The organism is uncultured Nevskia sp. (genome assembly GCF_903885465.1).
Classification (GTDB): domain Bacteria; phylum Pseudomonadota; class Gammaproteobacteria; order Nevskiales; family Nevskiaceae; genus Nevskia.
The window spans coordinates 1-10723 of sequence record NZ_CAISIQ010000413.1; the positions used below are offsets into that span (position 1 = coordinate 1).

A 10723-nucleotide genomic window follows, 5' to 3' on the forward strand; every position below is an offset into this window, starting at 1 on the left:
CGCGAAATCTTTCATGACGAGAAGATCTCGCTGATGCGCCATATCATGCGCGGCGACGTCACCCCGGTGATGACGGCGGCAATCCTGACCGCCCTGCGCGTCAAGAAGGAAACCGTCGGCGAGATCGCCGCAGCGGCAATGGTGATGCGCGAGTTCGCGCTGAAGGTGCCAACGCCGGGCGGTGCCGCGGACGCGCATCTGGTCGATATCGTCGGCACCGGCGGCGATGGCTCGAACACCTTCAACATCTCGACCGCATCGATGTTCGTCGCCGCAGCTGCGGGCGCAAAAGTCGCCAAGCACGGCAATCGCAGCGTGTCCTCGAAATCCGGCAGTGCCGATGTACTCGAAGCGCTCGGCGCAGATATCGATCTGTCACCGGAGCAAGTCGCGCGCTGTCTCAGCACGACTGGCATCGGCTTCATGTACGCGCCGCGTCATCACCCGGCGATGAAGAACGTCGCCGCCGTGCGCCGCGAAATGGGCGTGCGGACGATCTTCAACATCCTCGGCCCGCTGACCAATCCGGCCAGCGCGCCGAACATCCTGATGGGCGTGTTCCATCCGGATCTGGTTGGCATCCTGGTTCGCGTGCTGCAGAAGCTCGGCGTGCAGCGTGCGCTAGTGGTCTGGGGCCGCGATGGCATGGACGAGATTTCGCTTGGCGCCGCGACCCTGGTCGGTGAACTGCGCGATGGCCAGATCCGCGAGTACGACATCCATCCCGAAGACTACGGCCTGGCGATGGCGGCCAGCCGCAATCTGAAAGTCGATGACGCTGCGCATTCGAAGCAGCGCCTGCTGCAAGCGCTCGACAACATCGCCGGCCAGGCGCGCGACATCGTCTGTCTGAATGCTGGTGCCGCGCTGTATGCCGCTAATGTCGCCAGTTCGATCTCCGATGGCATCGTCCGCGCGACGGCGGCGATTGCCAGTGGTGCCGCTCGTGCGAAGGTCGATGCCTATGTCGCGGCGACGCGCGCTGCTGCTTCCGGAACCTGAGCACATGAGCGACATCCTCGAAACCATCCTCGCCCGCAAGCGCATCGAGATCGCCGAGCTGCAAGGCCGCATCGCGATCGGCAATCTGGAACGCATCGCATTGGCACAACCGTCACCGCGCGGTTTTGCCGCGGCGCTGTCAGCGAAGGCCGCGGCGGGCGCCGGCGTGATCGCCGAGATCAAGAAGGCCAGCCCCTCGAAAGGCCTGATCCGAGAAGACTTCAATCCTGGCTGGCTGGCCGAGGATTACGCGCGCGGCGGCGCGGCCTGCCTCAGCGTGCTGACCGACGAGCAGTTCTTCCAGGGCCATAACGATTACCTCGTCGAGGCGCGCCAGCACACGTCGCTGCCGGTGATCCGCAAGGATTTCCTGATCGACGAAATCCAGATCATCGAAGCCCGCGCGATCGGCGCGGATTGCGTGCTGCTGATCGCCGCAGCACTGGAATCGACGCGGCTCGGCGAACTCGCGCGGCTCGCGCAGGATCTGGAGATGGACGTGCTGATCGAAGTGCACGACCAGCCGGAGCGCGACGCGATGCTGGCGCTGGACCTCAAGACGCCCGTGCTGCTCGGTATCAACAACCGCAATCTGCGGACCTTCGAGACGCGGCTGGAAACGACGATCGAGCTACTCGATGGCATTCCCGCCGGCTACGACGTGATTACCGAAAGCGGCATCGGCGCGCCAGCCGATGTGCAGCGGATGCTTGCGGCCGGCGTGTGCCGCTTCCTGATCGGCGAATCGCTGATGCGCCAGCCGAGTCCGGGCGATGCCTTGCGAGCCTTGATCGCCTAAGCCTTGGGCGGCTGCGTATGAAGCTGCAACAGCAGCTCGCGCAGCCAGCGGTTCGCCGGGTCTTGATGCTGCTTGGCGTGCCAGAACAGATTGATCGCGATCTCCGGCAGCGTCGCCGGATGTTTCACATGCACCAGCCCGAACGGCGCGGCAATGGTTTCCGCGAAGCGCAGTGGCACGGTCGCGATCATGTCGCTGCGGCTCAGGATGTGACCAACGGAGATGAAGTGCGGCACCGTCAGCCGGATGCGGCGAATGATGCCGTTGCGCTCCAGCAGCTCATCGACCTTGCCGTGGCCGGTGCCTTCCGAAACCACGACGACATGCTCGGCCGCTGAAAACTCCTTCGCGGTGATCACCCGCTTGTCGAGCTTGTGGCCGCGGCGCAGCAGGCAGACATAAGGCTGCTTGAACAGGCGCCGCTGGTAGAAGCCGCCTTTCAGCTGCGGCAGCAGACCCAGCGCCAGATCGACCTGCCCGGATTCCATTGCTTCACGCAGGTTCACCGCCGTGTTGCGCACGGTGCTGATCACCAGCTTCGGCGCCGCCGTTGAAAGCGCTTCCATCAGCACCGGCAGGAAATAGATTTCGCCGATGTCGGTCATGCCGATCGTGAACGCCCGCTCGCTGGTGGCCGGATCGAACTCGCTGCGCTGATTGACCGCGCCATGCAGCAGGCCCAGCGCGTGGCTGACCGGCTCGGCTAGACTTTCCGCAAACGGCGTCGGCTCCATGCCGCGCGAGCTGCGCAGGAACAGTTCGTCGCCCAGCAACCGGCGCAACCGCGCCAGAGCGTTGCTGACTGCAGGCTGCGTGAGGCCCAGGCTTTCGGCCGCGCGCGACACGCGGCGTTCGAGCATCAGCTGACGAAAAACGACCAGCAGGTTCAGATCGAGATCACGCAGTTCCATACGGGCTTCATCCGGCTAGACATTCACAACGGTGATGATACGTATTCATCAGATTCTATTGGCTGATGATGGCAATGCGGGAATGATGCGCTCATCAATGAGGCAGCCGGCACGTACCGGCCGCCGTTGGAAGAGAGAGCCAGGATGTCCGCGCAACGCCGTGCCTACTACGATCGCATCGCTGCCCATGGCCTGACGCCGCTGTGGGAAGTGCTCGGTGCGCTGGTGCCACCGTCGCCGCGTTCGCCGGCGCAGCCCGCACTCTGGCGCTACGCAGAACTGCGCCAATACGTGATGGAAGCTGGCGAAGTGATCACCGCCGAGGAAGCCGAGCGCCGCGTGCTGATCCTCGAGAACCCTGGCTTGCGCGGCCAGTCCTGCATCACGCAATCGCTGTACGCCGGCCTGCAGCTGATTCTGCCGGGCGAGGTCGCGCCGGCGCATCGTCATACGCAGTCGGCCTTGCGGCTGGTGCTTGATGGCGAAGGTGCCTACACGGCGGTCGATGGCGAGCGCACGACGATGCGCCGTGGCGATTTCATCATCACGCCGGCCTGGACCTTCCACGATCACGGCAACCTCGGTGATCAGCCGGTGGTCTGGCTCGATGGTCTCGACATCCCCACGGTGCGCTTCCTCGACGCCGGTTTCGCCGAGAAGGCGGCCACGCATACGCAGTCGGTCGCTCGTCCTGAAGGCGATGCGCTGGCGCGCTATGGCTCGAACCTGCTGCCGATGGATTACGCGCCGAAGGCGGCGGATCCGACCCGCGTCTTTGTCTATCCGCACGACAAGACCCGCGCTTCGCTGCAGGCGATTGCTTCGGCCGGCGTGCCTGATCCGCACCTCGGCCACAAGCTGCGCTACGTCAATCCGGCGACCGGCGCCTCGCCGATGCCGACCATCGCCGCGTTCACGCAGTGGCTGCCGGCCGGTTTCGAGACCCGAGGCTTGCGCGGCACTGACGGCACCATCCACGTCTGCCTGGAAGGCGAGGGTGAAGCCGAGATCGCCGGCCAGACGTATCGCTACGCCGAGAATGATGTCTTTGTCGTGCCGTCCTGGCACACGCTGAAGCTTCGGGCCAGCCGTGACGCGATGCTGTTCAGTTTTTCCGATCGTCCCGTGCAACAGGCGCTGGGCCTGTGGCGCGAGGAACGTCTTTAGCGCCTGTCGATTCAATGGATCAAGCCATGACCTACGCCGTCTCCGCGCCGCCGCAACGCAGCCTGACCATCGCCGGCAGCGATGCCCGTTTTCCGGTCAATCGCATCTTCTGCGTCGGCCGCAACTACGCCGCACACGCGCGCGAGATGGGCCGCGATCCCGATCGCGAAGCGCCATTCTTCTTCATGAAGCCGGCGCAGGCGGCTGTCGATGCTGCTGGCCCGGTGACGATTCCTTATCCGCCGCGGACCAAGAATTTCCACCACGAGATCGAACTGGTTGTCGCCATTGCCAAGGGCGGTGCCGACATCAGCATCGAGGCTGCGCTCGATCACGTCTACGGCTACGCCGTCGGCCTCGATATGACGCGCCGCGATCTGCAACTCGATGCCCGCGACAAAGGCCGGCCCTGGGAGTTCGGCAAGTCCTTCGCTGCTTCGGCGCCGATCGGCGCGATTGCCCGCGCGGCCGACATCGGCCATCCCGAAAACGCCGCGATCGCGCTGACCGTCAACGGCCAGCCGCGGCAGGCGTCGGACATCAACAAGCTGATCTGGTCGGTTGCCGAATCGATCGCCCAGCTATCGATGTACGAAGCCCTGGAGCCGGGCGATCTGATCATGACCGGCACGCCGGAAGGCGTGAATCCGGTGCTGCCGGGTGACGTGATGCTCGGGACCATTGTCGGCCTGGCCGGCATCGAAGTACGGGTTGCGAAGTAAGCCAACGAAGGTAGACGCGGAGCGAAACGCATGGCCACTTATGTCCTGATTCACGGTGCCTGGCACGGCGGCTGGTGTTGGCGCGAGGTCGCGAACACGCTGCGCGCCCAGGGCCACACGGTGTTCACGCCGACCCTGACCGGCAATGGCCAGAGTCGGCACCTCGGCAACGAGCGCATTACGCTGGAAACCCATGCGCGTGATGTGCTGGGGGTGATCGAAACCGAAGAACTCAGCGACGTGATCCTGGTCGGCCACTCCTATGGCGGCATGGTGATCACGGCGGCGGCCGATCGCGCGGCATCGAAGATCCGCCATCTGGTCTATCTCGATGCCTTCGTGCCCGAGCACGGCGAATGTCTGGCCGATTGCATACGCCGCAATCTGCCGCCGGAGCTGGCGGCGATCTTCATCGGCCACTTCTTTCAGGCCAAGGACAACGACGGCCTGGTGCCGCCGATTCCCGGCGCGCTGTTCGGCCAGACCCCTGCTACCACTGAATGGATGGAGCGGCAGTGCAATCCCCAGGCGCTGGCCACCTTCCAAGTGCCGGTGCTGCTCAATGGAGCTGCCGCTGCCTTGCCGCGCAGCTATATCGTGGCCGATGGCTGGCAGCCGAGCCCATTCCAGCAGCAGGCAGCAGCGATCAGCGGCAAGCCGGGTTGGACCTTGCACCGGCTGCCCGGCGGTCACTGTCTGATGATGGACCTGCCAGCCGAGTTGTCGGCGCTGCTCGCGCAACTGGCCTGAGTTGAGTCCGATGAACGCGCCCCATCTGGAAACGCCGCCGATTCCACTGTCGTCCCTGCGCTGGGAGCGCGGCACCAGCCGCATTCCCTTCGCCGCCTACAACGATCCTGAACTCCACAAGCGGGAACTGCAGCGCTTCTTCTACGACAAGCACTGGTGCTATGTCGGCCTCGAAGCAGAGATCCCGAAGCCGGGCGACTTCAAGCGCACCAATGTCGGCGAGCGCTCGGTGCTGCTGGTACGGGCGATGGATAGCGCGATTCATGTCGTCGAGAACGCCTGCGCCCATCGCGGCGTGGCCTTCTGCCGAGAGCGTCATGGCAATCGCGACGCTTTCGTCTGCCCTTATCACCAGTGGAATTACGCGCTCGATGGCCGATTGCGCGGCGTGCCGATGCGTCACGGCGTCAAGCGCGATGGCGTGGTGCAGGGCGGCATGCCGGCGGATTTCAAGCTCGCCGATCACGGCCTGACCAAGCTCAAGGTCGCGGTGCGTGGCGGCGTGGTGTTCGCATCGTTCGACCACCAAGTGGAATCGTTCGAGGACTTTCTCGGCCCGGACATTCTTCGCTATTTCGATCGCCTGTTCGATGGCCGCAAGTTGCATGTTCTCGGCTACAACCGCCAGCGCATTCCGGGCAACTGGAAGCTCATGCAGGAAAACATCAAGGATCCGTACCACCCTGGCCTGCTGCACACCTGGTTCGTGGTCTTCGGCCTGTGGCGCGCCGACAACCAATCGCAGATGGTGATGGACGCCAAGGGCCGCCATGCGGCGATGATCTCGACGCGCGGGAATGCCGGCACGGTGTCCGAGGTCTCGCGGGTGTCGAGCTTCAAGCAGACCATGAACCTGCACGATCCGCGCTTCCTCGACATCGTTCCCGAGCCGTGGTGGAACGGGCCGACGGCGGTGATGACCACGCTGTTCCCGAGCGTGATCCTGCAGCAGCAGGTGAACAGTGTTTCGACCCGGCAGATCATTCCCGACGGCCACGGCCACTTCGATTTCGTCTGGACGCACTTCGGCTTCGAGGACGACACGCCGGAGATGACCCAGCGCCGCCTGCGTCAGGCCAATCTGTTCGGGCCGGCCGGTTTCGTATCGGCCGACGACGGCGAAGTGATCGAGTTCTCGCAGGAAACCTTCGAGGCCAAGCCGGGCCATCGCACGCTGGTCGAACTCGGCGGCGATGAAGTTGCGAACACCGATCACATGGTCACCGAAACCCTGATCCGCGGCATGTACCGCTACTGGCGCGAGGTCATGGAGTCGTGAACGGCATGAGTTTCGAGGACTGGATGGCGCTGAACCAGCTTTATTCCGACTACGCGATCGCCGTCGATTCCGGTCGCTGGGACAGTTGGCCGGAGTTCTTCATCGAGGACTGCAGCTATCGCCTGCAGCCGCGCGAGAACTACGATCGCGGCTTTCCTCTGGCCACCTTGAGCTTCGAAAGCAAGGGCATGCTCAAGGACCGCGTCTACGGCATCCAGGAAACGCTGTTCCACGATCCCTACTACCAGCGCCATGTCGTCGGCACGCCGGTGATCCGCAAGCTCGAAGCCGGGCGCATCCATGCCGAAGCGAACTACGCGGTGTTTCGCACCAAGCTGTCGGGACTGAGCACGGTCTACAACGTCGGCCGCACCATCGACGAAGTGGTGCGCACCGAAGCCGGCTTCAAGTTCGCCTCGCGGCTGGTGATCTACGACAGCGAGATGATTCCGAACTCGATCATCTATCCGATCTGAGCCAATCTGCCTGAACGCAAGAAAGCCGGAAAGCGGGGGCTTTCCGGCCTTGTCTGCACGACGAGACTCTGGCTGGCGCGTCCGGACCCAGGTCCGTTTACGCCGCGATGGCTCAGCCCAGGGTCTTTTTCGGGGTCGTGTGCTTGGCGGTCTTGTGAGCCTTGTGCGCGTGCTTGGTCTTGGCGGCGGCCTTGGCATCCGTCGTGGCTTCAGCTGTAGCTTTGGCCTTGGCGGGCGGCGCAGCGGCGGAGGCGAGACCGGCGGCGAGGAAACTGGTCGACAGGGCAACGGCAGCAATGATCTTGTTCATCGAAAATTCCCAGGGGTTGGCAGCACAAGTGCGTGCTGCTCCTGCAGCTTGGGGGCCGATAATGAGGACAGAATTAAGGCCAATCAGATCGCTGCACCGATCTTGAAGATCGGCAGATACATGGCGACCACCAGACCGCCGACCAGAACGCCGAGCACGACCATGATCATCGGCTCGAGCAGCGCGGTGAGGTTGTCGACCAGGGCGTCGACTTCTTCCTCGTAGAAATCCGCGAGCTTCGCGCACATGTGATCGAGCGAGCCGGATTCCTCGCCGATGGCGACCATCTGCACCGCCATCGCCGGGAACAGGCCGGTCTGCTGCATCGTCAGCTGCAGTTGCTGACCGGTCGACACCTGATCACGCATCTGCATGATCGCTTCGGTGAACACGATGTTGCCGGCAGCCTTGGCGACCGAATCCATCGCTTCGACCAGCGGCACGCCGGCGGCGAACATCGTCGACAGGGTGCGGGCATAACGAGCAACGGCGGACTTGTAGAGGATGTCGCCAACCACCGGTAGCTTCAGCAACATGCGATCGGTGAAGCGGCGGACCTTGGGCGAGCGGATATGTGCTTCCCGCAGGCCGAAGAAGGTCCCGAGAATGATCAGTAGAACCACCCACCAGTCGGCTTGGATGAACTCGGACATCGAGACCACCATTTGGGTGAGTGCGGGCAGGTCGGCGCCGAAACCTTTGAACAACGCCGCGAACTGCGGAACCACAAAGTACAGCAGGATGGTGGTGACGATCACCGCGACGGCGATCACCGCCGCCGGATAAGTCATCGCCTTCTTGACCTTCTTCTTCAGCGTCTCGGTCTTTTCCTTGTAGGTGGCGATCTTGTCGAGCAGCGCTTCCAAAGCGCCCGAGCGCTCGCCGGCGTCGACCAGGTTGACGAACAAGTCATCGAAATGGCGCGGGTATTTGGCCAGCGATTCGGCCAGGGTGGCACCACCTTCGATGGTGCCCTTGATGCCGAGCACCATTTCGCCCATCGACGGATTGGCATGGCCGCGGCCGACGATTTCCAGTGACTGCACCAGCGGTACGCCGGCCGACATCATCGTCGCCAGCTGGCGGCTGAACACGGCGATATCCTGACCCTTGATCGGTTTCTTGCGCTTTCCGAATAGCGCCGATTTCTTCCGAACCCGGATCGGGTTGATGCCCTGCTTGCGCAGCTGCAGCTTGATGTGGGCTTCGCTAGGGCCGTCGGTCACACCCTTGACCATCGTGCCCTTGCGGTCACGACCTTCCCACGCAAAGCTTGCGTCCTTCACCAAAGTGCTGGCTACGGCCATGATTGATTCCGATCGACTGACGAGGGTGCTGCGTCGCCGCGAAAAGAATACTGCTAATCGACGGTGACGCGGTTTGCTTCGGTAAGGTCGATGGTGCCGTCCAGCACCTTGCGCAGAGCCGATTGGCGGAGCGTGCGCACGCCTTCACGCGCGGCCTGGTCGGCGATGTCGATGGCGTTGCCGCCTTCCATGATCACCCGCGATATCGCTTCGGTGACCGGCATCACCTGATAGAGGCCAGTGCGGCCCTTGTAGCCGCTATTGCACTGATCGCAGCCCTGGGCCTTGTAGATCGTGAACCCGGGTGCAGCGATCTGTTCGGCGCTGAAGCCTTCGCGCAGCAGTTCTTCCTTGGGCACCAGATCGGTCTTGCGGCAGTGCTTGCACAGCTTGCGGGCGAGACGCTGGGCGATGATCAGGGTCACGCAGCTGGCGACGTTGTAGGCCGGCACGCCCATGTTCAGCAGGCGGGTCAAGGTCTGGGGCGCATCGTTGGTGTGCAGGGTCGACAGCACCAGATGGCCGGTCTGCGCGGCCTTGATCGCGATCTCGGCAGTTTCCAGATCACGTACCTCGCCGACCATGATCACGTCCGGGTCCTGGCGCAGGAAAGCCTTCAGCGCGACGGCGAAGGTCAGGCCCTGCTTGACGTTGACGTTGACCTGGTTGACGCCCGGCAGATTGATTTCGCAGGGGTCTTCGGCGGTCGAGATATTGGTGTTGTCGTCGTTGAGGATATTCAGGCCGGTGTATAGCGACACGGTCTTGCCGGAGCCGGTCGGGCCGGTGACCAGGATCATGCCCTGCGGCTTGGCCAGCGCCTTCAGGTACAGCTCCTTCTGGTCCGGTTCGTAGCCGAGCGCGTCGATGCCGAGCATCGCGCTCGAGGCATCGAGAATACGCATCACCACTTTTTCGCCCCACATCGTCGGGCAGGTGGAGACGCGGAAGTCGATCGCCTTGTTGGCCGACAGCTTCAGCTTGATGCGGCCATCCTGCGGCACCCGGCGCTCGGCCAGATCGAGCCGCGACATCACTTTCAGACGCGCGGCCAGACGGCCACCCATCTGCACCGGCGGCGTGGCGATTTCCTTCAACTCGCCGTCGACCCGGTAGCGGATGCGGTACTTCTTTTCGTAGGGTTCGAAATGGATGTCCGAGGCGCCGCGGTTGATGGCATCGATCAGCACCTTGTTGACGTAGCGGATGATCGGCGCATCGTCGGCATCGGTACCGCCGCCGGTGTCGGCACCCGGATCGGTTTCGCCGCCTTCGATCTCGAGGTTTTCCAGATCCTCGTCGCCGCCCTGCAGTGCCGTGGCCTGCACGGCGGCAACGGCAGCGTCGATGCCTTTGGCCAGCTTGTCCTCTTCGACGAGGATGCCCTCGACCTGGTAGCCGGTCGCGAACTTGACCTCGTCGAGCGCCTGCAGACGGGTTGGATCGGACAACGCCACGAACAACCGACGGTCGCGCTTGTAAATCGGCAGTACGTGGTATTTGCGCATCAGCTTTTCGCTGATTTCGCGGGCGATGCTGGCGTCGACGGTGATCGAACCGAGATCGATCAGCGGGGTGCCGAACTCGATGCTGGCGATCTCGGCGAGCCGCGTCGCCTGAATCCACTTTGCTTCGACCACCACCGACACGAAATGCGAACCGGTTCTGGCCGCCTTGGTCTGCGCCTCGCGCGCCTGCTCCTCGGTCAGCAGACCGTCATTGATCAAACGGCGCGGCAAGCCGCCGATGAAGGTGGTGATCGGTGGTGCCGGCAGAGGGGACGGCTGGAAATTGGTTGCCACGAATCGAACCTGGTGCCGCGGAATCAGGAAATTACACCGCCCACATCCGCGAAGCCAGCGACGATCCGGTAGCCGGAATGACCGCGCGGCTCAACGGAACAAGTACTTGCCGGTTTCCGGGTTGCCCTTGCGCCAGACCACGCTATCGAGAAAGTAGTGGTGGACGTTGATGAAGATCCAGGCCGCGAGCAGGAAGGC

Annotated in this window: 11 protein-coding genes; 7 read left to right on the forward strand and 4 right to left on the reverse strand. The window is 63.4% G+C overall.

What is annotated here, in order from left to right; translation table 11 throughout:
• Both trpD and trpC read left to right on the forward strand, forming a co-directional pair.
• Window positions 1-1002: anthranilate phosphoribosyltransferase (gene trpD, locus QZY06_RS16090; RefSeq protein ID WP_295686079.1), on the forward strand; the 1002-nt coding region annotated here is incomplete at its 5' end.
• A 4-nt stretch (window positions 1003-1006) separates the two neighbouring features.
• Complete coding sequence (gene trpC, locus QZY06_RS16095; protein WP_295686080.1) at window positions 1007-1801, forward strand: indole-3-glycerol phosphate synthase TrpC; 795 nt, start codon at window positions 1007-1009, stop codon at window positions 1799-1801.
• Here trpC and QZY06_RS16100 read toward each other — a convergent pair.
• Window positions 1798-2712: a LysR family transcriptional regulator gene (locus QZY06_RS16100; protein WP_295686081.1), complete on the reverse strand. Its 915-nt coding sequence runs from the start codon at window positions 2710-2712 to the stop codon at window positions 1798-1800. The two genes, trpC and QZY06_RS16100, sit on opposite strands and share 4 nt — an antisense overlap.
• 144 nt (window positions 2713-2856) lie before the next feature.
• Here QZY06_RS16100 and gtdA point away from each other — a divergent pair, with 144 nt between their 5' ends.
• The 5 genes from gtdA to QZY06_RS16125 are packed head-to-tail and all read left to right on the forward strand — an operon-like array spanning window position 2857 to window position 7106.
• Window positions 2857-3879 carry a gentisate 1,2-dioxygenase gene (gene gtdA, locus QZY06_RS16105; RefSeq protein ID WP_295686082.1) on the forward strand — a complete coding sequence of 341 codons (1023 nt, stop codon included), beginning with the start codon at window positions 2857-2859 and terminating at the stop codon, window positions 3877-3879.
• A 26-nt stretch (window positions 3880-3905) separates the two neighbouring features.
• Complete coding sequence (locus QZY06_RS16110) at window positions 3906-4601, forward strand: fumarylacetoacetate hydrolase family protein (RefSeq protein WP_295686083.1); 696 nt, start codon at window positions 3906-3908, stop codon at window positions 4599-4601.
• Between the two features lie 30 nt (window positions 4602-4631).
• Complete coding sequence (locus QZY06_RS16115) at window positions 4632-5351, forward strand: alpha/beta fold hydrolase (protein ID WP_295686084.1); 720 nt, start codon at window positions 4632-4634, stop codon at window positions 5349-5351.
• A 10-nt stretch (window positions 5352-5361) separates the two neighbouring features.
• The gene (locus tag QZY06_RS16120) at window positions 5362-6630 is read left to right on the forward strand and encodes an aromatic ring-hydroxylating dioxygenase subunit alpha (protein ID WP_295686085.1); all 1269 of its coding nucleotides are present in this window, start codon (window positions 5362-5364) and stop codon (window positions 6628-6630) included.
• Between the two features lie 5 nt (window positions 6631-6635).
• Window positions 6636-7106: an aromatic-ring-hydroxylating dioxygenase subunit beta gene (locus QZY06_RS16125; RefSeq protein WP_295686089.1), complete on the forward strand. Its 471-nt coding sequence runs from the start codon at window positions 6636-6638 to the stop codon at window positions 7104-7106.
• A gap of 112 nt (window positions 7107-7218) precedes the next feature.
• Here the strand turns inward: QZY06_RS16125 and QZY06_RS16130 are convergent, their stop codons facing one another.
• From QZY06_RS16130 to pilB, 3 genes are all read right to left on the reverse strand, one after another.
• Window positions 7219-7416: a hypothetical protein gene (locus QZY06_RS16130; RefSeq protein ID WP_295686086.1), complete on the reverse strand. Its 198-nt coding sequence runs from the start codon at window positions 7414-7416 to the stop codon at window positions 7219-7221.
• Window positions 7417-7499: 83 nt separating this feature from the next.
• The gene (locus QZY06_RS16135) at window positions 7500-8723 is read right to left on the reverse strand and encodes a type II secretion system F family protein (protein WP_295686087.1); all 1224 of its coding nucleotides are present in this window, start codon (window positions 8721-8723) and stop codon (window positions 7500-7502) included.
• Between the two features lie 53 nt (window positions 8724-8776).
• The gene (gene pilB, locus QZY06_RS16140; protein ID WP_295686088.1) at window positions 8777-10525 is read right to left on the reverse strand and encodes a type IV-A pilus assembly ATPase PilB; all 1749 of its coding nucleotides are present in this window, start codon (window positions 10523-10525) and stop codon (window positions 8777-8779) included.
• Window positions 10526-10723: the final 198 nt, after the last annotated feature.

Coding starts and splice junctions, on each gene's coding strand:
- trpC (WP_295686080.1), top strand. CDS start 1,007: ATGAGCGACATCCTCGAAACCATCCTCGCCCGCAAGCGCATCGAGATC.
- QZY06_RS16100 (WP_295686081.1), bottom strand. CDS start 2,712: ATGGAACTGCGTGATCTCGATCTGAACCTGCTGGTCGTTTTTCGTCAG.
- gtdA (WP_295686082.1), top strand. CDS start 2,857: ATGTCCGCGCAACGCCGTGCCTACTACGATCGCATCGCTGCCCATGGC.
- QZY06_RS16110 (WP_295686083.1), top strand. CDS start 3,906: ATGACCTACGCCGTCTCCGCGCCGCCGCAACGCAGCCTGACCATCGCC.
- QZY06_RS16115 (WP_295686084.1), top strand. CDS start 4,632: ATGGCCACTTATGTCCTGATTCACGGTGCCTGGCACGGCGGCTGGTGT.
- QZY06_RS16120 (WP_295686085.1), top strand. CDS start 5,362: ATGAACGCGCCCCATCTGGAAACGCCGCCGATTCCACTGTCGTCCCTG.
- QZY06_RS16125 (WP_295686089.1), top strand. CDS start 6,636: ATGAGTTTCGAGGACTGGATGGCGCTGAACCAGCTTTATTCCGACTAC.
- QZY06_RS16130 (WP_295686086.1), bottom strand. CDS start 7,416: ATGAACAAGATCATTGCTGCCGTTGCCCTGTCGACCAGTTTCCTCGCC.
- QZY06_RS16135 (WP_295686087.1), bottom strand. CDS start 8,723: ATGGCCGTAGCCAGCACTTTGGTGAAGGACGCAAGCTTTGCGTGGGAA.